Here is a 24,138-nt window from a genome sequence, read left to right on the forward strand (position 1 = left end):
AAGATGTTGAAATCATTCAGTTTAGACGGCAAGACAGCAATTGTCACAGGTGCAGGCAAAGGCATCGGAAAAGCGATCGCCATGGCGCTGGCAGAAGCTGGAGCTAATGTTATGCTGGTGGCACGCACCGAATCGGACCTGCAACAGACCCAGCAGGAAATCGGCAACGGCCGCACCGCATACATTCGTACAGATATTACTAAGCGCAGTGACATCCAGGCAGCGGTAGAGAAAACGATGGATCAGTTTGGAGCGATTGACATTCTGGTGAATAATGCCGGAATGAATATCCGTTCTTCTCTGACGGATGCAACCGATGGGGAATGGCATCAAATTATGGACACAAACGCACAAAGCGTCTTTATGTTTTCACAGGAAGCGGTCAAAAAGATGGAAAGCGGCAGTTCCATCATCAATATCAGTTCAGTCGGCGGAGACCGTGCCTTGAAGACCGGCGTAATTTACGCTGCGTCAAAAGCAGCCATCATCCAAATGACCAAAGTGATGGCGATGGAATGGGGACCGAAGAATATCCGTGTCAACGCAATCGGGCCCTGGTATTTCAAAACGCCTTTAACGGAGAAGATTTTAAACGATCCCGAATACCTGGATACGATACTGGCAGTGACGCCGATGAAACGTGTCGGGGAATTGCCCGAAGTGGCTTCGCCCGTCGTATTTCTGGCTTCAGACGCAGCGAGTTATATTACAGGGCAGACGCTTTTCGTCGATGGCGGCATGTCCATACACGGGTTTTCATAAGAATACGGACTTCCTTCCCAATTTCGGGAAGGAAGTTTTTCGTTCTCCATTAAAAATGATATGATAGAGAACAGTAAGCGGAGAAGGAGATTTCTAAATGACAGTTCTGGATCATAAAAAAGAATTACTTGAAACGGCGCATCTCTATAAGATCTTCAAAGACAATGAAGATACTGAGCGTGAAGCGAAAGCCCATTTATTTGCGAAGAAAATTCTGAAGAACAATTTCATCATCGGTTTTGCCGGACATTTTTCATCCGGTAAGTCATCCATGATCAACGCGCTGACTGGAGAGACTCTTTTGCCGTCGAGTCCGATACCAACCAGTGCCAATATCGTCAATGTCCAGAAAGCGGATACGGATTTCGCCATCGTCAATATGCGCAACGAAAAGCCTGTCTACTTTCCCGAGAATTATGATTTTAACGCCGTCAAGGAGTTCTGCAAAAGCGGGGATGTTACTCAAATCGATATTGGCCACCAAGCATCGGTCTTGCCTAAAGGCATCACTGTAATGGACACGCCAGGTGTCGATTCAACGGATGACGCCCACCGCCTGTCGACAGAGTCGGCACTGCACGTTGCGGATATGGTCTTTTATGTCATGGATTATAACCATGTTCAGTCCGAATTGAATTTCAATTTCACGAAAGAATTGCAGAAATACACGGAGCTGTATTTGATTGTCAATCAAATCGATAAACACCAAAGCAGTGAAATGAGCTTTGCGGATTTCCAGCAATCGGTCTATGACTCGTTTGCGGCATGGGGAGTCGTTCCAAAAGGCATCTTCTTCACGTCCTTGAAGGATTTCGATTTTCCGGGCAATGATTTTGAGAAGGTCAAGGGCTTGGTGTCTTCGACTATGCAGGATTGGAAAGGCCATATCGGCGAAGCTTCTGATTCAGCTTTGAGCCAATTGAAGGATGAACACATCAAGTTTTTGGAAGATGAAAAAGCAGAGCGTCTTCAGGCGTTTTCCGATACACTCGATCCGGAAGAATGGGAAATGCGTGAAGACCTAAAAAATGAAAATGCATTGGTGTCCCGCCGGATGTCTGTTCAGGACTTCGAAAACTGGCAAGCCAAGTTCGAGAAGAGCCGCAAAGAACTGCTGGAAAACTCGAATATCATGCCTTATGAATTGCGCAGCGCCTTGACCAGCTACTTGGAGTCGGTGCAGCCGAATTTTAAAGTCGGCATGCTGTTCAGCGGAAAAAAGACAGAAGAAGAACGGCAGAAGCGGAAACTGGATGTGGCTGAACGGCTGGAACTGACTGTTTCCTCTCAGATCACCAACCATTTGAAAAAGTTGATGAAGTCTTCATTGAAGGATGCCGGAATATTGACCGATACTGAATCACTGGCAATTGATGATATGGTGTTTGAAGTGCCGGTTTCAGTCGTTGAAGAACAAACGCCAAAAGGTGCTTCCACAACTGGAGATGCCGTATTGAACTTTGCCAACAGCATTTCGACGGCTGTGCAGCGCTGGTTTATCCGTGAAACGGATGGCTGGAAAAAAGCACAGGAAGAAAAGTTCGAAGGTTTGACGGATGATGCCAATACAGAAATCGATATGAAATCACAAATCCTGTCTCGGAAAATATTGGCCATTGAAACGCTCGAAGAGATGGACAGCAAAATCGAAAAAGTGAAAAAATCTTATTCAGCCATATTGCCGAAGCAAAAAACGGCAGCCGAAGAAAAAGTGGATCAATGGTTGGAAGAATTTGAAGTCTCTATTGAAGAAATGACGGAATTCGATCCGGCTATGCTTGAAAAGAATGAGCAGCAGCAGGAAGTACAAGAGCAGCAGGAAGAAACGCTTGAAGTGGCGTCATTCGATGAAATGGCCGTACTGGAGCGTGCCAACCGGACTGCGGAAGTAATCGACCCGATCAAAGGTTTTGCTGAAACGGCTGCCTATTTGAAACGGAAAGCGGGACGTCTGGAAGGACAGGAATTCACGATCGCTTTATTCGGTGCGTTCAGTGCCGGAAAATCTTCGTTTTCAAATGCCCTGATGGGAGAAACGGTCTTGCCGGTATCACCAAACCCGACAACAGCCACCATCAACCGCATCCGGCCGGTTACGGAACAGCATCCGCACGAAACAGCGGATGTACGTTTGAAGACGCGTGCACAGATGACAGAAGATGTGAAAAACTCTTTCCATGTCCTGGGAGTGGAAATTTCCACATTGGAAGATGCGTATGCCAAGTCTTTAAAACTGCCGGAAAATACACCAACCGAGCAACAGGTTCATAAATCATTCATTACGGCTTTCAACAAAGGCTATCCTGTGTTTAAAGACCGCTTGGGCGAAACCATCCGTACAGACCGTGAAGAGTTTGGCTTGTATGTAGCAAAAGAAGAGAAAAGTTGTTTCGTTGATGAAATCGACTTTTACTATGATTGCGAACTGACGCGCAATGGTGTGACGCTCGTGGATACACCGGGAGCGGATTCCATCAATGCGCGGCATACCAATGTGGCGTTCGAATATATCCGCAATGCCGATGCCATCCTGTTCATCACGTACTATAACCATGCGTTTGCTCGAGCCGACCGGGAATTCCTGATTCAGCTTGGACGCGTCAAAGACGCTTTTGAAATGGATAAGATGTTCTTTGTCGTCAACGCTATCGACCTGGCTAACAACGAGCAGGAAAAAGATGCGGTCGTTACGTATGTAAAAGACGAGTTGCAGCGTTTTGGCATCCGTTTCCCACGATTGTTCGGCGTGTCCAGCCTTTTGGCACTGCGTGACCGGGAACATTCGGGAATGCCGGAGTTTGAGGAAGCGTTCCAGCATTTCCTGAAAGAAGAACTGAAAGGCATGGCGGTCCAGTCGCTTGCAGAAGAAGAGCAAAAAGCAGTGGACCGCTTCCGCAGCTTGATTGAACATACGGAAAAGAACCTGCTGCGTAAAGATGAACGCTTGGAGGAACTCAAGCAGTTGGAACAGCAGTTGCGCATCCTTTTCGGTGCATCGATCGCCAAACTATTGGAGCGTGAAGCTCTGCAGGAATTGGATGAATTGCTGTACTACGTCAACCAACGCGTCTTTTACCGTTTTAATGACTTTTTCAAGGAAGCATTCAATCCTTCTGTGTTTTCGAATAAATCCGCACAGCAGGCATTGGATACGGCTTTACAGGATATGAATGAAATGACCGGTTTTGATTTCCAGCAGGAATTGCGTGTCACCAATTTCCGGCTTGGCCAGTTTATCGAAAAGAGGTTGGAATCGCGCTTCAAGGAAGATGCTGCCAAATTGAAAGAATTGAATCCCGACTTTTCATTTACTCCATATGAAGTTCAGGAAGCCGGGACCCTGGAAATTGCCAAACCATTCATGGAGGCCGATTATTCTTCGGTCAAATCGTATTACAAGAACAATAAGAGCTTCTTCGAGAAGAATGAAAAAGAGAAGCTGCGTGATGCACTGCAGGCCATGATGGAGCCGGATGCGTTGCGTTACTTGGAAAAAGAGAAAAAAGAACTGGGCAACTGGGCTGAATTTTGGATCGAGCAGGAAGCGGAAGGTTTGCGCCAGCATATCCTACGCCAGGCAGTCGACCAAATTGATTCAGAGCGTATTTTACTGCAGCAATCCGAACGATTGGCACAATGGAAAGAGCTGTATTCAAATTTGATGGACGGAAGGGTGTAGACGATGTCAGTGTTTATTGAAACGACCGATACCGAAAACCATAAATGGATAGATGCACGATTCGATTTAAAAGATCCATCAGCAGGCAGAAAGCTTTATGAGCAAGAGCATGTGGCAGGAGCAGTCTTTTGGGATCTGGAAAAAGACATGTCCGATATGTCTTCTTCTAATGGGCGGCACCCAATGCCGTCAACTGAGCAATTGGCTGAATTGATTCGGTCAAGTGGCTTGGACCCCAAGGATTCCGTTGTCGTTTACGATCAGGGGGGCTCGCCATATGCGGCGCGTGCCTGGTGGCTCTTGAAATATGCAGGTTTTGATCAGGTTTACATCAGCCAAAAAGGCTTTGATAAACTGAAAGAGCAGGGAATCGCCGTTTCTGTTGAAATGCCGAATCCCCAGCCGACTGAGGCAAAAATCGAGTTCAATGATGAACTTTTTGCTGACCAGACATACGTGAAGAATGTCATCAGCGGCGATGAGCTGGGTGTGCTGGTGGATGCACGTTCCGCCGCACGCTATGCAGGGCTGGAAGAACCGATCGATCCAGTGGCCGGGCGGATTCCAGGAGCACGGAATTTGGACTGGGCTCAATTTGTTTCCAAAGGAGAATTCCAGCTAAGCGATGACATCAGCCACATCGTCCAGCAGCATGAGCCTGCAGTAGTTTATTGCGGCAGCGGTGTAACGGCAGCCGCTCTTTATGCCATCATGGCTGAAAAAGGCTATGACCAGCTGAAACTCTACATGGGCAGTTTTTCGGATTGGATTACAGACGCGGATAACGTTGTCGAATTCGACCGGGGCGAGCACCCTGAAGCAGCAGATGAGCAAACAAAAGCGATCTTGGCAAAATTGATCGAAGAGGGTTATTCGGGTGAGATGCTGATGAAAAAGTTTGAGTACGAAAAATCATTATTGGATAGCAAATAAGAAAATCCCCGACAGCTGTTTTAGCTGTCGGGGATTTTTTCAGACTGTAGACAAAGTCTTTCCAAAATGAATAGCGGTGCATACCCCAACCGGTCCGGCCACTTCGCGTTCCGTGGGCTCAGCTTCAGCCTCCTCGTCACTGCGTTCCTGCGGGGTCTTCAGCTTTCGCTGTCCCACAGGAGTCTCCGTGGCCGGCCCGATCGGGGGCGTGTAGCTTCAATCCAAGGAAATGGCCTGCTAGTCAGGATCCGGAAACCATCGTCCCAATAAACTTGGTAACTCCTTCATACAAAGATCCGTAGCGCAAGGCGGCGAAGGGCAAAGATATGCTCCTGCATCGCTTCGCTAGCTTCGTCGCAAACGAGTCAGGCACAGCCTGACTCGCTTCCGGCGCAAGCCCGCAGGAAAGCGTCCGCCTGGAGTGCAGGATCCAATAGAAAGACAATAAATTGCATATTCACCCTTTGAACGACATAAATATTCTTTTGTCTACAAGCTGGAAAATCCCCGACAGCTGTTTTAGCTGTCGGGGATTTTTGAATCATTCTTTCCGCTCTGCAGTACGTGTCAACAGTACACGGATAATCTGATGGTTTTCCATCTCGCGTACAGTGATGGTGTGGGTCGGCAAGTAAACCGATTCGCCTTCGGTGATGTCCGTGTTCTTTAATTGGATCCAGCCGCCTATAGTATCGACGTCTTCGCTGTCATCGAACTCGATGGCGAAGCGCTCTTCCAGGTCTGATAACAGCACGCGTCCATTCAGTAAATAATTATTGATGTCGATGGCTTTGATCTCGTCACGTTCGTCTTCATCAAATTCGTCGCGGATTTCTCCGACGATTTCTTCCAGAATATCTTCCATCGTGATGACACCGGCAGTTCCGCCGTATTCGTCAACGACAATCGCCATATGGACATGCTCTTTCTGCATTTTCAGCAAGACATCCTGTATGGGGGCCATGTCATGCACGAAGGGGATATCGTGGACCACAAGACTGTCGTTCAAGTCCTGTTTATAAGTATAATTGGTCAGCATTTCCTTAACGTTGATGAAACCCAGAATGTCATCCTTGTCCCCGTGTTCGGTGACTGGGTAACGGGTGTACTGATGGTCACGCACAATCTCCATCAAATCGTCATGGCTCATCTCAAGTGAAATGGTCTCCATTTGTGTCCGCGGCAGCATGATGTCTTTTGCCAACCGTTCGTCGAAAGAAAAAATGTTCTGCATGTACGATAATTCCGTTTGATTGATTTCACCGCTTTGATAACTTTGCGTCATGATGATCTTCAGCTCTTCTTCCGAATGGGCCTGTTCATGCTCTGCCGGCTCAATGCCGAAAGCACGCAGCAACAAACGGGCAGAACCGTTCATCAGCCAGATGAACGGGGACAAGATGATGCCGAACAGAAAGAGCGGGCGGGCGAAGATAAAGGCCATTTTCTCGGCGTATTGAATCGCCAGAGTTTTCGGAGCCAATTCGCCGATCACCACATGCAAAAATGTAATAACGGTAAACGCGATGATAAAGGAAAAGATCGACGCAGTGGGCTCTTCGATTCCAAAGTTTTCAAAAACCGGATGCAGGATCCGTTCGACAGTCGGCTCACCCAACCAACCAAGGCCGAGTGCCGTCACTGTAATTCCCAATTGGCAAGCGGATAAATAATAATCCAGGTTGCTGGTGATTTTCTTCGTCAAGATGGCGTTTTTATTGCCTTCTGATACAAGTTGATCGATGCGGGACATCCTGACGCGAATAATCGAAAACTCCGATCCAACAAATAAAGCGGTCAGTCCGATTAAAAGAGCGACCAAAAACAAATTGAGAATGAGTATACTGTCCAATTCGTCCCTCCGACTGGGAGGGTTCACCTCTGCTTTCTATAAGTAAAAACAGTATACCATAAATGAACGGCATCATGCTTTACGGAAAGTTGAGTGAAAAATTCAAATCAAACGTATTGAATGCCGAGGCGAATAAACTTATGATGGGAAGAGAGAAAAGGAGTGGTTAGATGAAAGTGTTATGGCATGGGGGAACGATTTATACAATGGAAACTGAAGGCGCGACTGCAGAAGCAGTACTGGTGTCGGATGATCGCATAGAGAAAATTGGTACATACAAGGAATTGAAGCAATTTGCAGAACGGGAAGTCGATTTGGGCGAGAAGGTTATGTACCCTGGATTTGTCGATAGCCACATGCATATGATCGGACACGGGGAAAAACTGATGCGTGTCGACTTGTCGAAAATCGGAAGTTCGGAGGAAATGCGTGAGCAATTGATCGAATCCACAAAAGGTTTAAGCAAAAAGGAATGGTTTATTGGAGAAGGCTGGAATGAAAATAATTTTGCAGACCGCAAAATTTTCCATCGCTCTGAGCTTGATGAAATCAGTGAATCACCAATGCTGTTGAAGCGGGTTTGCCGCCATGCCATCCTGGCCAATTCCAGTGCGCTGGCTCTTGCAGGCATCACTAAAAACAGTCCGGATCCAGAAGGCGGTGTGATCGTCCGTGATACAGACGGCGAACCCACGGGGTACTTGCTGGATGCAGCTCAGGACCTTGTCGCCAACCAGGTTCCGGAAGTCAGCGTCGAATACTTGACGCGTGCCCTGCAAACATCAGTGGACAATTTGCTGTCGCTTGGCTTAACAGGTGCCCATACAGAAGACATGGGGTATTACGGCCATTACTCACGTCCATTGCAGGCCTTTAAAAATGTCATCGGCAACGAAGTGAAATTCCGTGCGCATCTGCTTAGAGCCCATAGTGCTTTTGAAGAGATGATGGAAAACGCCACATACGCAGAGCCGTTTGTCGACCCAGGCCCAATGAAAATCTTTTCGGATGGTTCGATCGGCGGCCGTACGGCATTGTTGAGCAAGCCGTATAATGATGATCCATCAACGGTCGGTGTTGCAATCCAGTCTGATGAAGAGTTCAAACGCTTGGTGTCGATTGCGCGGAAACACGGTGAAGCGGTAGCCATTCATGTTATCGGAGACCTGGGCCTGGAAATGGCATTGGATGCCATCGAAGCGCATCCGGTGCCTGCAGGCAAGCGGGATCGCCTGATCCATGCAATGGTGGTGCGAGAAGATCTAGTGGAGCGCATGAAGAAAATCGATGTGGCTTTGGATCTTCAGCCAAGCTTTGTGACATCCGACTTTCCTTGGGTCGTGGAGCGTCTTGGTGAAAGCCGTTTGGAATGGGCTTATGCTTGGAAAAAGCTTCTCAATCAAGGCTTGATTTGTGCTGGTGGATCAGATGCGCCGATTGAAGAAGTGGATCCGTGTCTGGGCATCTATGCGGCAGTTACGCGCAGAAAGCCTTATGATTTGCATGAAGGCTATCAGCCGGAAGAAAAACTGTCACGTTTTGAAGCCATTCAGCTTTATACAAGCGGCAGTGCGGCAGCGATTTACAAAGAAGACGTACGCGGAATCATCCGGGAAGGCTTCGACGCCGATTTCACCGTTTTCGATCGAGACCTGTTCTTAGGAAATGAAGAACAGATTCTGGAGGCTCAGGCAGTCATGACTGTCGTTGCAGGAGAAATCATGTTCCAAAAGGGTGAAGAGAAATAATGGCAAAAGAAGCCTATATCATTACTGGTGCATCTAAAGGAATCGGTTTTGAATGGAGTCGCCAGCTCAACGCTGCGGGTCATGTAGTTATTGGAATTGCACGTACCGAGCCGGACAATTGGCCGGGAGGACATTTTTTGCCGTTTGACCTGACAAGGCTGGACGCGATCGAAGAAATTATTGCGCAAGCGTTGAACTTGATTCCTGGAGAAACGGAAACCATTGTCTTGGTGAATAACGCTGGAACGATTGAACCGATTGGGCTCGCACATACTAACGACGCCACTCAGGTCAGCCAAAGCATCGTCCTTAATTTGACAGCGCCAATGCTGCTATGCGGTGCTTTTATAAGGCAGCTGAAAAGCAATTCAGCTGATAAGAAAATCGTCAACACGTCTTCAGGAGCGGGGCGTAAAGTCTATGAAGGCTGGAGTGCTTATTGTGCCGGAAAAGCTGGACTCGATCATTTCAGTTCTTGTCTGGATGCGGAAAATGATGATGTAAAAGTGGTGTCGGTGGCACCTGGAATCATCGATACTGCCATGCAGCAGACCATTCGCCAAAGTGAAGCTGCCGACTTTCCATTGATCGACAAGTTTCTTGACTACAAGGAAAGCGGACTGCTCAGCAGTCCGGAAGAAACGGCGCGTCTCTTGATGGAAATGACCCGCCGTCCGGATTTCAACGAATTGCCGACCATTTTGGACATCCGCAATCTACCGCAACCAGGAAAGGGGAGCTTGAATTGAGCAAAACACCGGAACACATCCTGATGAAGCTGGCTGATGCCAACCAAGCGGGAATTGACATGACAAGCCCAAAAGCCGTCGTTACGTTCTTGCTGGCACAGGGCGAAAAAGACTCCATCCTTTTCTTCTACAAACCGAACAGCGTTGAATTCGATTTCGACAAATTCAATGCAGCTGTAGCGGAAATGAATGAGCGGAAAAATTAATAGAGCCTTTAGCTGTTCGTCAAGGTATAAGAAATCAAATAGGACGTCCGTAAAGTGTTTTGGCACTTTACGGACGTTTTTTGCTCTGAATATAAAATGTCTTTTATTCTCTTACTGTTATCTGAAAATTGTTGACAAAATTCAACTAATTATATAAAGTAAAACAACAGGTCATCAGATGACCTGTTTTGACTAAATGAAAGCGTTTTACTGAAATGTCTAAAAGAAAGGGGAGAACAAAATTTATGTTGTTACTTGTAGCTTTGAGCGCCATTATAGCGCCATTCATTTTTGTCGTTATGTTAAGGATGTCTGCATTAAAGGGGATGTTTTTCAGCGCTATTATCGTTATTGTATTGGCTTTTACAACATGGGGAATGGAATCAACTGTTATTTTGGCTTCCGTTTTACAAGGGACGCATAAAGCGTTCACCATTTTATTGATTTTATTTGGCGCAATTGTCTTGTTGAACACGCTAAAACATACAGGGGCTGTGAAACGGATCAATCAAGGATTTCAAAGTATTTCTGGGGACATGCGTGTTCAGGTGGTCCTGGTGGCATTCTTATTCGGCTCGTTAATCGAAGGGGCGGCTGGATTCGGTACCCCTGCTGCCGTGACAGGCCCGTTGATGCTGGCATTGGGTTTTAATCCGCTTGCAGCAGCCGTCTTAGCGTTGGTCGCTGACAGTTCAGCGGTTTCCTATGGAGCTGTCGGTACGCCTATTCAAGTCGGACTGAGCAATATCCCCAATGCGGACCTGTCTTTTTTCCAGGAAATCGGCGTGACAGTAGCGACAATTGACATGTTTGCCGGTACATTTATTCCTTCCATTCTTGTTATTATGTTGACGCTGATTTTCGGTAAAAGAAAAGGGTTATCGGAAGTCTTCGGATTGCTGCCTTGGACATTGTTTGTTGGCATCATCTATACATCATCAGCACTTCTTTATGCAACACTATTCGGCCATGAGTTTGTGGCGATCCTGGCTTCGCTGACAGGTTTGGCTTTTGCGGCATTCACCGCAAAAAAAGGCTGGCTATTGCCGAAAGAACAGTGGAAAGATGCGTTACAGGATGATTTTGAAGTGGAAACGGAAAAGTCGAATATGGGGCTGTTGACGGCATGGTCTCCTTATTTCGTGGTAGTTGGATTGTTATTGATTACACGGATCCTCCCAGCAGTGAAAGAATTCACATTAACCGCCATTGATCTGACTTGGAACAATATACTGGGTATAGAAGGCATTACATCGAAATGGGAAATTTTATATTCTCCAGGAACAATTCTTGTTTTAGCTGCTGTACTTGCTGTCTTTTTTCAGCGGCAACCATTCTCGAATTTTACAAAGGCTGCAAAAGAATCGCTTTTCTCTATCAAAAATGCTGGATTAGCGTTGATATCTACACTGGCATTGGTACAGGTTTTCACCAATTCCAGTATAAACATCAACGATCTAGTCAGCATGCCGAATTATATCGCACAGGCTTTAGCGATGTCCATCGGTCCAGCCTGGTTATTTGCGGCACCATTTTTAGGGGAATTGGGGGCATTTATCACGGGCAGTGCAACAGTTTCCACATTGACATTTTCACCAGTCCAATACAGCATTGCAGAACAGACCGGTCTGGACACGAATATCATTTTAGCGCTTCAAGTTATCGGTGGAGCTGCCGGAAATATGATTTGTGTCCATAACGTAGTTGCGGCTTCCGCAGTCGTAGGATTATCGGGGAAAGAAGGAACCATTATAAGAAAAACACTGATTCCAGCTTTACTGTACGGTATATTAGCTGGAATTGGCGGGTTTGTTTTAAGTACCTTCCTGTAATTTGTCTCTTTCTTTTAAATTCTGTCTGTTTCTATTAAAGTAAGGATAGGTATATATTAGCGGGGAGAGAAAATAGTTGGAATTCAAACAAATTCGAACGAGAAAAATATACGAAGAAGTAACCGATTCTATTTTGGAAATGATTAAGACTGGTCAATTTAAGGCTGGAGATAAATTGGATTCTGTCGAACAATTAGCGAAAAATTTCAACGTGGGACGTTCAGCAATCCGGGAAGCTTTAAGCGGCTTGCGAGCCATGGGCTTAGTGGAAATGCGCCAAGGTGAAGGGACTTACATCACAACATTCGATGCGACAACATTTTCACTTCCCTTATCTTCGGCACTTCTAATGAAGCGCGAAGACATCAAAGAACTCTCGGAAGTACGGAAAATTTTAGAAGTCGGAGCGGTAGCATCAGCTTCTATCAATTATGAAGCTGAAGATTTATTGCCCATGGAAGAAGCTTTACAAGCTATGAAAGAAGCTAAAGGGCAAGGCGAGATAGGGGAAAAAGCAGATTTGGATTTCCATTTAGCCATCGCCCATGCTACGCATAATAAAATGCTGATCAACTTAATGACGAGTGTCTCTGAAATTATGGTTGAATCGATGAAAGAAACACGGTTGCTTCTTCTATACTCACAGGAAATGATGGGTTCGTTATATGAAGAGCACCAGTTAATCTATGAGTCAATAAAAGCACGCAGGAATGAAGAGGCTCAAAAAAATATGTTAACTCATTTAATTGGAGTCGAAAAAGTCCTGTCAAAATACATTGATTAAATAGCTCGTTCACAGTAAACGAATTTTATTGATCAAGTCATATGATGACCTGCTTTATTCATTGCGATAGTTGAACATTTTCTTGTGAATTAAAAATAATTTATAAAGGGTGATTAGTTATGAAAGTATCATTGTTTGTTACTTGCCTGTCAGAAATGTTTTATCAAAACGTTGCAAAAGATGTGGTCGAAGTTTTGGAGCGGCTGGGATGCGATGTTGATCTTCCTGGAGGACAAATTTGTTGTGGCCAGCCTGCTTACAACAGCGGCTACCGGAAAGATGCCCAAAAAGCGGCAAAGCAAATGATAGCGAGCTTCGAAAACTCGGAATTCGTGGTTACACCGTCCGGTTCCTGTGCGGCAATGTTCAAGGAATATCCCGAGCTGTTCAAAGATGAACCGGAATGGCATAAGCGGGCGGAAGCTCTCTCAGGCAAAACCTACGAATTTACTCAGTTCATCGTCAATGTATTGAATATCGAAGACGTAGGCGCGGTGTATCCGGCTCGGGCAACGTACCATACGTCGTGCCACATGACACGTTTATTGAAGGAAACAGAAGCGCCTTTCAAATTGCTGGCGAATGTCAAAGGGCTTGAAATGCTGCCGCTTGCGAATAATTATGATTGCTGCGGATTCGGTGGAACATTCGCCGTCAAGATGGCACCGATTTCCGAGCAGATGGTCGATGAAAAAGTGCGCCATGTCGAAGAGTCTAACGCTGAGCTGTTAATCGCGGCGGATAATGGCTGTATGATGAACATTAAAGGACGTATTGACCGGAAAGGCAAACCGATTGAAGTGAAGCATATCGCCCAAATCCTGAATTCACGGACAGCTGAAGGGAGGAAGTAACAATGGCAATGAAAATTGGAGACAAATCCTTCTTCGGACGTGTAGATGACGCGTTGGAAGATGATTTCATGAGACAAGCGATGAGTTCTGCACAAGACCGCCTGCGCGGCAAAAAACAGGTAGCAACAGTGGAAGATGAGCTGGTTGGGGATTGGGAAGAGTGGCGCAGTGCAGGTGAGGAAATCCGCCAGCATACACTCGACAACTTGGACTACTATTTGGAGCAGCTAAGTGAAAACTTCACCAAGCGAGGCGGCCACATCTATTTCGCCAAAACGGCGGAAGACGCGACACGGTACGTCCAAGAAGTAGCGAAGCGCAAGAATGCCAAAAACGTCACCAAAGCAAAATCGATGGTGACCGAAGAAATCGGACTCAACGAAGCGCTCGAAGAAATCGGCTGCAACGTATATGAAACAGACCTTGCAGAATACATCTTGCAGATTGATGACCATGACCGGCCATCTCACATTGTTGTGCCATCCTTGCATAAAAACAAAGAGCAGATTCGCGACACGTTTCGGGATAAAGCCAATTACACCGGAACGGAAGAGCCGAAGGAGCTGACAGCATTTGCGCGTGCCCAGCTTCGGGAGACATTCATGGAGGCGGATATCGGAGTGACCGGCTGCAATTTCGCCGTTGCTGACTCCGGTTCGATTTCATTGGTGACAAATGAAGGGAATGCCAATATGGTCACTACGTTTCCCAAAACACAGATCAGCATTATGGGAATGGAGCGCCTAGTCCCATCATGGGAAGAACTTGATGTCATGACCAATTTATTGTGCCGCAGCGCGGTAGGGCAAAAAATCACAACGTATGTAACAAACCTCACGCCGCAAGTGGAAGAAGACAGCATTGATGCGCCGAAAGAATTTCACTTGGTCATTTTGGATGCAGGACGCTCAAATGCCCTCGGCACCGAATTCCAATCGGCGCTCCAGTGCATTCGGTGCGCAGCTTGCGTCAATGTATGCCCTGTATACCGACATATCGGAGGCCATGCATATGGATCAATCTATCAAGGGCCAATCGGGGCTGTATTGTCTCCAATATTAGGCGGCTACGAGGAATACGGCGAGCTGCCATATGCATCGAGCCTGTGCGCGGCTTGCACAGAAGCTTGTCCGGTTAAAATCCCGCTCCATGAATTATTGATCCGTCATCGGGAAAATTATGTGGAGGATTACGGAAAAACGGCTGAGAAGATGGCGATGAGAACATTCGGCGTCGGAGCGAGTTCGCCTTTGCTGTTTAAAATGGCTGTAAAAGGCATGCCGGCAGCGATGAAGCCATTTGTCAAAGGCGACCATATAGAAAATGGACCGGGTCCGATGAAGTTATGGACCGAAGTGCGCGATTTCCCAGCACCTGGCAAAGAAAATTTCAGGAAATGGTTCGATAACCGTAAAAAAGGAGGCGAGGTTCATGACTGAAAGTTTGCTGAGTAATCAGGAAGAATTCTTGAACAATATTTCCGAACGCCTTGGCAGGGAACGAAAAAAGCAAGTAGTGAAGCCGAAGTGGAAATATCGCCCGCAATGGGAAATTCTAAAAGATGCGACTCCAACAGAACTGGCGTCTGAATTTAAAAAGAGCAGCCTGGAAAAAACGACGGCAGTGATTGAAACGACTGCTTCCGAGCTTGCAGAAAAGTTGCAAGGCGCAATTAGTCAATATAGCGGTGGGCGTATCGTCACCACGAAAGACAGACGCTTTGCCGAATATGGATTGGAGCCGTTACTTGTGGAAAGTGAAGCACATGTATGGAATACCGAGGTGGGTGAAGAAAACATCACCATTGCAAAGGAGGCTGCGGTTGGCGTCTTCTTCAGTGATATCAGTCTAGCAGAGTCCGGTACAGTCGTGCAGTTCAATGATAAGGATATCGCGCGTTCAGTCAGCTTGTTGCCTATAGCATATATAGCCATTGTGCCGCAGTCGACAATCGTGCCGCGCATGACGCAAGCGACACAACAGATCCAGCAATCGGTGGATGCAGGAGATCTTCTTCCAACTTGCATCAATTTCATTTCAGGGCCGAGCAATAGCGCGGATATCGAAATGAATATCGTCATCGGGGTCCATGGTCCGATCGAGGCGATCCATGTCGTGGTAACAGACAGATGAAGGGCCGTCTCCAGCTATAAGAATTTGATTTGCAAACGAGAAAACTAAACAATCATGCACATGTTGCCGCTCCCAAAATCTTGATTTTTGGGAGCGGCAATTTTTAATGACGTTAGAAAATTGATTAACTCACTTGAGCCATGACCGGCGATTGAAAATCTCTAAAGGGCAGTGTCTTTATATTTATTTGAAGAAAAAATGGTCTGAACCAATTTATAAGCTGTTCGACTAGTTCAGAGAGGGAGATGGTCTTCGCTGTTTTACTCCATATCTTTAGAGATCTCTCTCAGCGATGGCGCGGCTCCGGACTGAGCGGGAGCTTTGTTCAAAGTGCCAAGCATTTTTTATATTATTTTTCTAGCTCAACTAATATAGTTAGAGCGGATGAGCCGTTTCCCAACATTTCGCGAGGAATTCTTTCGTTTCCATCGAAGCCCGCATGGCACGGGGTTCTTGAAGCTCTTGGACTATTTTTATCATTGCATGGCCAATCCCTTCATTTCGATAGGAGGAGTTCACGGAAGCATGAAGGACCGTGAATGTGAGTTCAGCCACTTCAATCCCAATCACCCCGACAACATCATCTTCCTGTTTCCACAGGTATAATTGCCAAGCTGAATTTTCTTCGTTCTTCTGCATGGTTTGTTGCAAAGCTTTCAATTGATGTTCATCGGACATAAAAGACAATAGATCCATTGCCGCTTTTTCATACGCGTTGTTGTATTCAATTAACACAGTCAACATCCCCTTTCCATACGAAGTTTCTAACCATTCTCTTATCGGAAACGGATCTCCTGTAGCAGAAAGCGTGTAAATCGACGAAGAAGCAGAAATGTACTGAGCTTTTTTGGTTGGTGTACAGTTCAAGCGTCTCCTTTGTCGCGAAAGGAACATCTTTTGCGACGCTTAAAGCATATCCGATTCTTCAACTAGAAGAAAGAGAAACACGGCTCATTTTTCTGTAAATTTAGATTTTTTGTTTTTAGCCATTATCTCATGAGCAAGACAGGTTTTATTCGTCCTCTTTCATTATGAATGGAATGATAGGCAAAGAATCCCATTCGCCGCTAGAAAATTTGATGATGGGATACTTTTTGGGAAACAATTTATCTCGAATGGCTTCAGTAATGCGTTTTCAAGATCTTGCACTTCATGTTACAATCCTTCGTATATAGAAATTTCCGTTATCTTTATAGGCAGCGATTATGCGTTGCAACCATTTCTGGAAATAAAAAATATTCATTGAGAAAAGGATTGAAAGAAATGAAAACAACACAAGCATTTCCAAATACAGTGAAGACGATAGAAGAACTTCGCGAAATTACAGGAAACCCGAGTGAACTTGTGAACAATAAAGTCATTTCATACTTGGATGAACATTGCAGAGACTTTATCAACAAGTCGCCATTTCTGACAATTTCAACGGCCGATGAATTCGGAGCTTGCGACGTGTCTCCACGTGGTGACAATGCCGGTTTTGTATACGTGTTAAATGACAAGCAGTTGATCATTCCTGAAAGGCCCGGCAATAAGCGGATGGATTCCATGCGGAATATCTTGTCGAATCCGAATGTTGGTTTGCTGTTTCTAATCCCGGGGCTTGGGGAGACCTTGCGCATCAACGGAAAAGCCAGCGTGATCCATGATGAAGAATTGCTGGGAAAAATGGCGGTAAACGGAAAAAGGCCGCTTCTGGGCATCGGTGTCGACGTGGAAGAATGCTTTATTCATTGTGCCAAGGCGTTCAGGCGGTCAGAACTGTGGAACCCGGAGATGTGGGCGAATAAAGAGGAACTTCCAAAAGGTGCAAAGATATTGGCGGCTCATGCGAAATTGCCGAATGTGGATGAAGAGGCGATTGGGAAAATTCTGGATAAGAGCTACCGGGAAACATTGTATTAAATTTGATGGGCATAGGGGTTATTTGAGTTTTATAGAGAAAGAACGAGATAGGTGCTGGGACCTTAAAGTGTTTAAGGTTAAGGATATTTCCTTAGATAGTAAGTAGCTGACTGGGGTTGAGCTTTCTTTCAGATGACGCAGCTGAAAAAATAGCTATTGACCAAACAGCTATTCACCATGAAAGCAATCCAGCCACTCTCTTAACAGCCGGTTAAATTCCGGCGCTTTTTGCACCGGCCAGGCATGTTGGGCGCCAGGAACCAAACGCCCCACAGAATTCGGTATGAGTTTTGGAGCTAAGTCGACCGCTTCCAGAATGCCGCGTGATTCCTGATCCCCAGCCGCAAACATGCACGGTGCTGCAATCTTTCCATAGGACTGATCCAGATGAAACTGCATAATTTCTTTCCAAATGGTTTCATAGGTTTCGCTGGTTAGAAGTTGGTAATTCGTGATAAAGTCAGCTGTTTTATCGGCAGGCAAGCGGTAATATTCACGCGCTATTTTATGGAGATAGCGATCGTTGTGGATTCCTCTTTGGACGATTCGCGATTGCAGTTTAAGGAAAAATTGAAAATGCATAAGTGTGACGGTAATGCCGCTGATAAATGCACTGAGAACCTTTTCAGGATATTGTTTCGCCAATTCCAAAGCGATATGGCCGCCCAATGATATCCCGACCACATGAGCGGCCCGGTTTTTAAGTACATCTTTTGCAATCAAATCAGTGGTACCCATTAAACTGATCCATGGAGTTGAAACACTTTTTCCGTGACCTGGTAAATCTACGAGGATGATTGGATAATCCGAGAATGCTTTTTCTTGCTGCCACCACATCCAACGACTCGCACCAATTCCGTGAATAAAGAGAATGGGTTCGTTTTCATTAGCTTCTGTTTCCGAAAAATTAAGCATGGGTTTCATCCTTTCCAAGAAAATAAGTCACTTTATACTTTTGCGGATTGAGTGAGAGGAAGGGAACTGACTATTTGAAGAGAATCTGGAGGCTAGAGATTATTTATCTGTGCACAAATAAAGCTTGTCTTTCTTTATTTCAGTAATGGTTTTACTGACTTCGTCGGTAGCTTGATGCTAAATATCCTTAGAATTTTCATCTGGGCTGGCCACAGTATGGGTTGCTGTGTCACTTTGATAAGCGCTCAATAATAAGGCCATAGCAAAAAAAACATATTGCCTTCATCCGGGTCACTCTCTCAACGTCTAAACTATGTTGGTTCTTTAAATTTTAGACGAGAAGAATGTCTTATAGTTTCAAACGAATAAAGAACGATAATAGTCGCTCTTTTATTTATCCTTTTTCAGCTTTGAAATTGGATATAATGAAAATAAAGACTAAATGATGTAACTGCCACGTTTATGAGCTATTTAGGTAGATGTATTTTTTATATCGAATAACAATTTGGAACTCAACTTGGAAACGCTATTAGAGCTGAAAAGGGGGTAGCTACATGAAGGACTTTGATTATACAAATTTTTATGACAAGATAGGCAAAATCAATGGTTGGGACTTCAGTCAATTGCGGGTTTCGGCTGATAAAGCAGCTTGGGAGTTCACCGCAGAAGTAAGTAGGCGCTGCAATAAAGACGATTTCCTATTGGATATTGGAACTGGGAGCGGAGAAACTCTTTTGAAAATTGCGCCGTTCGTGCAAATTGCTGTTGGAATAGATTTGTCGATTGAGATGATCCAATCAGCAAAAGAAAATTTGAGAGGATCAACACAAACGAATACGCGTTTTGCCCAAATGTCCTCTAAGGCTTTATCATTTCCTAAACACTTCTTTGATATTGTGGTCAGTCGACACGCTCCATTTAATTCAGCCGAAGTGGAAAAAGTGTTGAAGTCAGATGGGATTTTTATAACTCAACAAGTCAGTGAAGACGATAAGTTAAATATCAAACGCAGTTTTGGCCGTGGACAAACTTACAATTTACAAGATGGTACGTTGAAAGAAAAGTATCGACGAGAATTAATCGATGCTGGATTTTCAAAAGTGGAAATATACGATGACAATGTTCTGGAATACTATGAAAGACCTGAAGATCTCTTGTTTCTGCTTCAACATACACCAATCATTCCGAACTTCGGTCAAGAGGAAAATGATTATCGCCTATGGAATATTTTTATTGAAAAAAACCAGACATCAAAAGGTATTTGTACAAATTCGAAACGTTTTTTGATAGTGGCAATAAAATAAGAGGCAAATTCATAAAAGGGAAGGAGGAGCAGCATATGGTTTCATCCTACGTAAAATGGGGAGACGCTGAAGTGAAACTGACCTGGCAAGCTAATAAATGGCTGCCGTCTGATAAGCTCGTGACCAGTGCGCATGGCTTTTGCTTCTATAAAGAAAAAATGCTTTTGGTTGATTTAAAACATCGAGGCTGGGATTTTCCGGGAGGGCATATCGAAGTCGGGGAAACCCCTGAAGAAAGTATACATAGAGAAGCACTCGAAGAAGGGTACGTCTCAGGAAATTGCCAGCTGGTCGGATATATAATGGTCGATCATAGTGACAATCCGATTTGGGACGAAAAAGGGAGGTATCCAAAGATTGGCTATCAGGCATTCTATAAAATGGACATCAATATGTTGCATCCTTTTAAAGCAGGATATGAATCGTCACGAAGAGTCTTGCTGACATCGGATGAGGTGCCGAATACTCACCATGATTGGAATAAACTGTACCAGGAGATTCTTTCTGAGGCCATTAATTTGAAATGATCTGAAGCAGGTTAAAAACAAGGAACCTATATAAAGACAGAATCCGGTGGTTTAAAACTATCGATGCAATAAGGGGAATTGCGGATGATAATTAGCGAGAGTGATATTATAGAACTGATTGAACAAGATGAATGGATGTTGGAAGTGTTGGTAGAGGTGAAGACTCTAAGCCTTCCAGACTGGTGGATCTGTGCAGGATTTGTGCGCTCAAAGGTTTGGGACAGGTTGCATGGATACAAAGTAAGAACGCTTTTGCCTGATGTCGATGTTATTTATTATGATGATACAATCGATAGTGAAGAAGTGGACAAGCGGATAGAAGGAATCCTTATAGAAAAGATACCAGGAATTCCATGGTCTGTGAAGAATCAGGCAAGAATGCATATACAGAATCAAATACCACCTTATATTTCAGCTGTGGATGCGATATCGAAATTCCCAGAGACAGCTACCGCATTGGGCGTTAAATTGGATGCACGAAATCAATTGGTTTTAGCTGCTCCGCATGGTGTAGAAGATTTAGTTAAATTGCACGTAACCCCAACGCTTTATTTTATTGCGAGTAAAGAAAATCTTAAGATTTACAAGGAACGGATGGAAAAGAAGAAGTGGACACAATATTGGCCAATGCTCAGTTTGGATACGATAAAACCATGACTCGGTATTAATGAAATGCTTTATACTTACTAAAGTACACAGCAGTTCTTCTGCGAGAGGATGGAATAAGATGGATTTCGAAACAGTAATGCAGGAACTTGAAGCGCTGGGCAAAGAGCGGATGAAGAAAATGTACGTATCCAATGGTGCACACGAACCGGTTTATGGAGTGGCTACGGGGGCGATGAAACCGATAGTGAAGCAAATCAAAAGAGACCAGCAATTAGCAGACCAGCTTTACGCGACCGGCAACTATGATGCCATGTATTTTGCAGGCATTATCGCAGATCCGAAAGCCATGGCCGCAACAGATTTTGAGCGGTGGATCGATGGCGCATATTTTTACATGCTGTCGGATTATGTTGTAGCCGTAACGCTGTCGGAATCGGATATTGCACAGGAAGTAGCCGACAAATGGATAGACAGCGGCGAAGAGCTGAAGATGTCTGCAGGTTGGAGCTGTTACTGCTGGCTTCTGGGGAGCCGGAAGGACCAGGAATTTTCCGAAAGCAAAATCGCCTCAATGTTGGATCGAGTTAAACATACGATATACGATTCGCCTGAACGAACGAAATCTGCAATGAATAATTTTTTATACACGGTTGGTGTCTCTTATAGACCACTTACTGAAAAAGCGGTTGAAGTTTCAAAAGAAGTGGGAGTAATCGAAATGAAGAGGGACAATAAAAAGAGCAGTTTTTTGAATGCCCATGAAAGCATTCAAAAGGATCTGGATAAAGGCAGAATCGGATTTAAACGGAGATATGTAAGATGTTAATAGAAAAGGACAATCTTCTGTGGATTGTCCTTTTTGAGTTGTTTCGGGCTTTCTTTATTCCTCACGCAGTTTTTTGGATGCATAGCCAATATACAAGAATGCCAATCCATTAACCAATGTAGCAACAGCAAAAATAAAGCCGAAAAAGCTGACACCGATTCCGGCCTGTACGATAGGCGCGATGACTCCCATAAAAATGGCGTAAACCAAAAAAGGGAGCAGGAAAGCTGTCATGTATCCGGAATGAATCCATCGGTGCCGCTTGTTTCCGGCAAACTTGCTTACCGAAAAGCTTAACAGAGCAATGTATATAGCCAAAATAAGGATCATCTCCAGACCTCCAATTCATTTGATTTTAAGTGAAAGATAACACACAAGTATTTCAACTATATCCACGTACTGGTAAGATAATGGAAAGTGTTGATGTATGTAAAAGGTAATCCTAAGCAGGCAATGAATCATCTTTCACCTAGTAGTGGATATAAACCAGTAGAGGAGCATTTCAATGAACGCTAAAAACATACTGAATAAATTCGGATTCCATGCGGAAGATGAGCCGATCAGCATTTATGCTTTTTCTCCTGTGTACCGGGTCACTCAACCTGGAGGAGAATATATCATCAAAAAAACCCAAAGTCCGATGCTTAAAGCAAATCGTCTGATGGCCTACACCACAAGTTTGAAAGAGTCGGGAATTGACGTAGTCGTGCCTGTTTCCATGACCACGGATAATCCGATGGCTATTGATGGCGCAATATATGTCGTGTATCCGTTTATTGAGGGAAGCACTTATTCAGGACTGGACAGTGAAATCCAGGAAGCTGGTAAACTGTTCGGCCGGATCCACGCTCTTTCTTCCAATGAAAATGAATTTAATTTAAGTCCCTATGATGTATATGATTTTAATGAACAAGAAGCTGAAGACGGTATTCAAAAAATCACACAGAATTCATCAGCATACGATATCGAAATATCTCCTAAGCTGGAAGACAGGCTTATGCAAGCTGTCCACAATCAAGAAGACTTAAATCAAGCTGGATTGCCCCACGTTGCCACGCCTTATGATTATAAAGCGAACAACCTGATCTATACTCCCGATCCTTATTTGATTGACCCGGATAATGCAGGCTGGGTCCCACGGATTTTCGATTTGGCGTTGGTTCTTTTACTGTTTCACAATGAACTGGAAACTGCACCAGATCAGCCATTTACTTCGCGCCAATGGAAATTGTTTTTAATAGGCTATGAAGAATCGGTGGCCCTGTCACCGCTAGAAAAATCCTATTGGCCGAAAGCCATTGAACATGTATTTCTTGATGAAGTGATGTGGCTGATGGCCGATACCCCGGAAGATTGGCACAATCCTGCACAGCGGAAATTGTTCGAGAAGCTTGTCCAATTGCTGATGAATAGTGAAGAATATAATTTTATGTAACCTGATCAGGAAAGTATATTGAGTGCTTTGAATCAGGGAGATGAGTTATCACTTATAATTTTCCAAAAAGGAGCGTTTTTATGAAAGATCGAATCATTTTAGCAATCATCTTATTTTGTGTACTCGGAGCAGCCGCAGTGAGCAACATAGATTTTTTAAGCCAAACTGCCAAGTCCGCTTTTTATATCGTCAGCATGGGAATCCTTCTTATAATAGGGATCGTCAGTCTGTTTGCTTTAATAAAAAAAGGAAGAAATAAAGAAGGGATGTAGCCCTGATGCATTCTTTGGACACTCTATTGTTTTAATGACATCACTAGTTCTTTAAAATGAACAGATACATAAGCAGGGTTGGTAATCGGTAAAAGGTGATGGCTTTTCGGGATGACCTCGATGATCGCCTCTGACTGCGAAAGACGGAAGGCCACTCTTTTCTCTGACTCAGACTCGTCTTTTTCCTTATCAGCCAGCAACAACAAAAGAGGAACGCCAGATTCTTCCTTTAGACAATAGTTAGTTTTGGTGACGGCTTTAGACAGTGCATTTACTGCAACTGCATCGCTATGATGGACATATACTCCATCTCTGTTGATAAAGTTGCCGAGCAGATACGCGGTAAATTTCTCTTTCATAAAAGCTGGCATATCCATTGCCTCGGCTTGTTCCTGGATGGCTCGTTGTAAATCTTCGAGCTTTTCAACGGCAGGAAGTTCAATTTCTTCATCTTCACCGTCGCTATAATCGCCTATGAAATAATGACCTCCATCCAACAAAGTGATGCTGAGGACTATTTCAGGAAAGTTTTTATAGAAATGTTGGATGATCCAAGCGCCGATTGAATTGCCGATAAGATGGACTTCGGAAATTGATAATTCAGCTAAAAGTCTCTTAAGCTCTTCTATGTAGGTTTCAATTGAAAAGTCTTTGCTTGCCTCATCATTATGGCCCGGCAAATCGATAGCCAACAATTGGAATTCCTTCAGGTTTTCAGCTAAGGATTCATAGATTTCTTTCCGTTCCCCAAGTGCGGGAATGGCGGCGATTGTGGGTTTATTGTTTCTTTGATTGTATAGAACAGACTGCAGCATT

23 protein-coding genes are annotated in these 24,138 nt (G+C 44.7%); 18 read left to right on the plus strand and 5 right to left on the minus strand.

All coding sequences use genetic code 11. The annotated features are described in order from the left end of the window. Window positions 1-3 precede the first annotated feature (3 nt). The 3 genes from IRE19_RS05060 to IRE19_RS05070 all read left to right on the plus strand — a co-directional run bounded on the left by IRE19_RS05060 (window position 4) and on the right by IRE19_RS05070 (window position 5,374). The gene (locus tag IRE19_RS05060) at window positions 4-762 is read left to right on the plus strand and encodes an SDR family NAD(P)-dependent oxidoreductase (protein ID WP_203339507.1); all 759 of its coding nucleotides are present in this window, start codon (window positions 4-6) and stop codon (window positions 760-762) included. A 97-nt stretch (window positions 763-859) separates the two neighbouring features. Beyond that, a complete protein-coding gene (locus tag IRE19_RS05065) occupies window positions 860-4,441 on the plus strand; it encodes a dynamin family protein (protein WP_203339508.1) in 3,582 nt (1,193 codons plus the stop codon). Window positions 4,442-4,444: 3 nt separating this feature from the next. Next, the gene (locus IRE19_RS05070) at window positions 4,445-5,374 is read left to right on the plus strand and encodes a sulfurtransferase (RefSeq protein ID WP_203339509.1); all 930 of its coding nucleotides are present in this window, start codon (window positions 4,445-4,447) and stop codon (window positions 5,372-5,374) included. Between the two features lie 541 nt (window positions 5,375-5,915). Here IRE19_RS05070 and IRE19_RS05075 read toward each other — a convergent pair. Further along, on the minus strand, window positions 5,916-7,226 hold the full coding sequence (locus IRE19_RS05075; RefSeq protein WP_203339510.1) for a hemolysin family protein: 1,311 nt from the start codon (window positions 7,224-7,226) through the stop codon (window positions 5,916-5,918). 170 nt (window positions 7,227-7,396) lie between these two features. Here IRE19_RS05075 and IRE19_RS05080 point away from each other — a divergent pair, with 170 nt between their 5' ends. The 8 genes from IRE19_RS05080 to IRE19_RS05115 all read left to right on the plus strand — a co-directional run bounded on the left by IRE19_RS05080 (window position 7,397) and on the right by IRE19_RS05115 (window position 15,532). After that, window positions 7,397-8,974, plus strand: a complete 1,578-nt coding sequence (locus IRE19_RS05080) for an amidohydrolase (RefSeq protein WP_203339511.1) — start codon at window positions 7,397-7,399, stop codon at window positions 8,972-8,974. After that, window positions 8,974-9,723: an SDR family NAD(P)-dependent oxidoreductase gene (locus IRE19_RS05085; protein ID WP_191714278.1), complete on the plus strand. Its 750-nt coding sequence runs from the start codon at window positions 8,974-8,976 to the stop codon at window positions 9,721-9,723. Before IRE19_RS05080 ends, IRE19_RS05085 begins: the two co-directional genes overlap by 1 nt. Then, a complete protein-coding gene (locus tag IRE19_RS05090; RefSeq protein ID WP_203339512.1) occupies window positions 9,720-9,929 on the plus strand; it encodes a hypothetical protein in 210 nt (69 codons plus the stop codon). Before IRE19_RS05085 ends, IRE19_RS05090 begins: the two co-directional genes overlap by 4 nt. Window positions 9,930-10,174: 245 nt before the next feature. Then, window positions 10,175-11,761 (plus strand): L-lactate permease, encoded by a 1,587-nt coding sequence (locus IRE19_RS05095; RefSeq protein ID WP_203339513.1) that lies wholly within the window; start codon window positions 10,175-10,177, stop codon window positions 11,759-11,761. 76 nt (window positions 11,762-11,837) lie between these two features. Then, window positions 11,838-12,545 (plus strand): FadR/GntR family transcriptional regulator, encoded by a 708-nt coding sequence (locus tag IRE19_RS05100; RefSeq protein ID WP_203339514.1) that lies wholly within the window; start codon window positions 11,838-11,840, stop codon window positions 12,543-12,545. Between the two features lie 119 nt (window positions 12,546-12,664). Next, entirely contained in the window at window positions 12,665-13,399 is a 735-nt protein-coding gene (locus IRE19_RS05105) for a (Fe-S)-binding protein (RefSeq protein ID WP_203339515.1), read from the plus strand. A gap of 2 nt (window positions 13,400-13,401) precedes the next feature. Next, the gene (locus IRE19_RS05110) at window positions 13,402-14,838 is read left to right on the plus strand and encodes a LutB/LldF family L-lactate oxidation iron-sulfur protein (protein WP_203339516.1); all 1,437 of its coding nucleotides are present in this window, start codon (window positions 13,402-13,404) and stop codon (window positions 14,836-14,838) included. Next, on the plus strand, window positions 14,831-15,532 hold the full coding sequence (locus IRE19_RS05115) for a LutC/YkgG family protein (RefSeq protein ID WP_203339517.1): 702 nt from the start codon (window positions 14,831-14,833) through the stop codon (window positions 15,530-15,532). Before IRE19_RS05110 ends, IRE19_RS05115 begins: the two co-directional genes overlap by 8 nt. Before the next feature lie 375 nt (window positions 15,533-15,907). On the opposite strand, the gene IRE19_RS05120 is transcribed toward IRE19_RS05115, so the two are convergent. Continuing rightward, window positions 15,908-16,267: a GNAT family N-acetyltransferase gene (locus tag IRE19_RS05120; protein ID WP_203339518.1), complete on the minus strand. Its 360-nt coding sequence runs from the start codon at window positions 16,265-16,267 to the stop codon at window positions 15,908-15,910. A gap of 528 nt (window positions 16,268-16,795) precedes the next feature. On the opposite strand from IRE19_RS05120, the gene IRE19_RS05125 reads away from it, so the two are divergent. Further along, a complete protein-coding gene (locus IRE19_RS05125; protein ID WP_203339519.1) occupies window positions 16,796-17,434 on the plus strand; it encodes a pyridoxamine 5'-phosphate oxidase family protein in 639 nt (212 codons plus the stop codon). A 168-nt stretch (window positions 17,435-17,602) separates the two neighbouring features. Here IRE19_RS05125 and IRE19_RS05130 read toward each other — a convergent pair whose 3' ends face one another. Beyond that, window positions 17,603-18,349: an alpha/beta fold hydrolase gene (locus IRE19_RS05130; RefSeq protein ID WP_203339520.1), complete on the minus strand. Its 747-nt coding sequence runs from the start codon at window positions 18,347-18,349 to the stop codon at window positions 17,603-17,605. A 554-nt stretch (window positions 18,350-18,903) separates the two neighbouring features. Between IRE19_RS05130 and IRE19_RS05135 the strand changes: the two genes are divergently transcribed. The 4 genes from IRE19_RS05135 (at window position 18,904) to IRE19_RS05150 (ending at window position 21,615) form a co-directional block, all read left to right on the plus strand. Then, the gene (locus tag IRE19_RS05135; protein WP_203339521.1) at window positions 18,904-19,653 is read left to right on the plus strand and encodes a class I SAM-dependent methyltransferase; all 750 of its coding nucleotides are present in this window, start codon (window positions 18,904-18,906) and stop codon (window positions 19,651-19,653) included. A 35-nt stretch (window positions 19,654-19,688) separates the two neighbouring features. Next, window positions 19,689-20,180, plus strand: coding sequence for an NUDIX hydrolase (locus IRE19_RS05140; protein ID WP_203339522.1), 492 nt, complete (start codon window positions 19,689-19,691; stop codon window positions 20,178-20,180). 84 nt (window positions 20,181-20,264) lie between these two features. Continuing rightward, entirely contained in the window at window positions 20,265-20,837 is a 573-nt protein-coding gene (locus IRE19_RS05145) for a nucleotidyltransferase family protein (RefSeq protein ID WP_203339523.1), read from the plus strand. Between the two features lie 70 nt (window positions 20,838-20,907). Continuing rightward, complete coding sequence (locus tag IRE19_RS05150) at window positions 20,908-21,615, plus strand: DNA alkylation repair protein (protein ID WP_203339524.1); 708 nt, start codon at window positions 20,908-20,910, stop codon at window positions 21,613-21,615. A gap of 54 nt (window positions 21,616-21,669) precedes the next feature. On the opposite strand, the gene IRE19_RS05155 is transcribed toward IRE19_RS05150, so the two are convergent. Continuing rightward, the gene (locus tag IRE19_RS05155; protein ID WP_191714286.1) at window positions 21,670-21,945 is read right to left on the minus strand and encodes a hypothetical protein; all 276 of its coding nucleotides are present in this window, start codon (window positions 21,943-21,945) and stop codon (window positions 21,670-21,672) included. Between the two features lie 175 nt (window positions 21,946-22,120). Here IRE19_RS05155 and IRE19_RS05160 point away from each other — a divergent pair, with 175 nt between their 5' ends. Both IRE19_RS05160 and IRE19_RS05165 read left to right on the plus strand, forming a co-directional pair. After that, window positions 22,121-23,050, plus strand: coding sequence for a phosphotransferase (locus IRE19_RS05160; protein ID WP_203339525.1), 930 nt, complete (start codon window positions 22,121-22,123; stop codon window positions 23,048-23,050). 80 nt (window positions 23,051-23,130) lie between these two features. Beyond that, window positions 23,131-23,322, plus strand: a complete 192-nt coding sequence (locus IRE19_RS05165) for a hypothetical protein (RefSeq protein ID WP_191714288.1) — start codon at window positions 23,131-23,133, stop codon at window positions 23,320-23,322. 23 nt (window positions 23,323-23,345) lie between these two features. On the opposite strand, the gene IRE19_RS05170 is transcribed toward IRE19_RS05165, so the two are convergent. Continuing rightward, window positions 23,346-24,137, minus strand: a complete 792-nt coding sequence (locus IRE19_RS05170; protein ID WP_203339526.1) for an alpha/beta hydrolase — start codon at window positions 24,135-24,137, stop codon at window positions 23,346-23,348. Window position 24,138 lies beyond the last annotated feature (1 nt).

This window comes from Planococcus beijingensis (assembly GCF_016820615.1).
Taxonomy (GTDB): Bacteria; Bacillota; Bacilli; order Bacillales_A; family Planococcaceae; genus Planococcus; species Planococcus notacanthi.

Bases quoted from the DNA above. Each gene is read 5' to 3' on its own strand.
- IRE19_RS05060 (WP_203339507.1), top strand. From the start codon at position 4: ATGTTGAAATCATTCAGTTTAGACGGCAAGACAGCAATTGTCACAGGT.
- IRE19_RS05065 (WP_203339508.1), top strand. From the start codon at position 860: ATGACAGTTCTGGATCATAAAAAAGAATTACTTGAAACGGCGCATCTC.
- IRE19_RS05070 (WP_203339509.1), top strand. From the start codon at position 4,445: ATGTCAGTGTTTATTGAAACGACCGATACCGAAAACCATAAATGGATA.
- IRE19_RS05080 (WP_203339511.1), top strand. From the start codon at position 7,397: ATGAAAGTGTTATGGCATGGGGGAACGATTTATACAATGGAAACTGAA.
- IRE19_RS05085 (WP_191714278.1), top strand. From the start codon at position 8,974: ATGGCAAAAGAAGCCTATATCATTACTGGTGCATCTAAAGGAATCGGT.
- IRE19_RS05095 (WP_203339513.1), top strand. From the start codon at position 10,175: ATGTTGTTACTTGTAGCTTTGAGCGCCATTATAGCGCCATTCATTTTT.
- IRE19_RS05105 (WP_203339515.1), top strand. From the start codon at position 12,665: ATGAAAGTATCATTGTTTGTTACTTGCCTGTCAGAAATGTTTTATCAA.
- IRE19_RS05110 (WP_203339516.1), top strand. From the start codon at position 13,402: ATGGCAATGAAAATTGGAGACAAATCCTTCTTCGGACGTGTAGATGAC.
- IRE19_RS05115 (WP_203339517.1), top strand. From the start codon at position 14,831: ATGACTGAAAGTTTGCTGAGTAATCAGGAAGAATTCTTGAACAATATT.
- IRE19_RS05125 (WP_203339519.1), top strand. From the start codon at position 16,796: ATGAAAACAACACAAGCATTTCCAAATACAGTGAAGACGATAGAAGAA.
- IRE19_RS05130 (WP_203339520.1), bottom strand. From the start codon at position 18,349: ATGCTTAATTTTTCGGAAACAGAAGCTAATGAAAACGAACCCATTCTC.
- IRE19_RS05135 (WP_203339521.1), top strand. From the start codon at position 18,904: ATGAAGGACTTTGATTATACAAATTTTTATGACAAGATAGGCAAAATC.
- IRE19_RS05140 (WP_203339522.1), top strand. From the start codon at position 19,689: ATGGTTTCATCCTACGTAAAATGGGGAGACGCTGAAGTGAAACTGACC.
- IRE19_RS05145 (WP_203339523.1), top strand. From the start codon at position 20,265: ATGATAATTAGCGAGAGTGATATTATAGAACTGATTGAACAAGATGAA.
- IRE19_RS05150 (WP_203339524.1), top strand. From the start codon at position 20,908: ATGGATTTCGAAACAGTAATGCAGGAACTTGAAGCGCTGGGCAAAGAG.
- IRE19_RS05155 (WP_191714286.1), bottom strand. From the start codon at position 21,945: ATGATCCTTATTTTGGCTATATACATTGCTCTGTTAAGCTTTTCGGTA.
- IRE19_RS05160 (WP_203339525.1), top strand. From the start codon at position 22,121: ATGAACGCTAAAAACATACTGAATAAATTCGGATTCCATGCGGAAGAT.
- IRE19_RS05165 (WP_191714288.1), top strand. From the start codon at position 23,131: ATGAAAGATCGAATCATTTTAGCAATCATCTTATTTTGTGTACTCGGA.
- IRE19_RS05170 (WP_203339526.1), bottom strand. From the start codon at position 24,137: ATGCTGCAGTCTGTTCTATACAATCAAAGAAACAATAAACCCACAATC.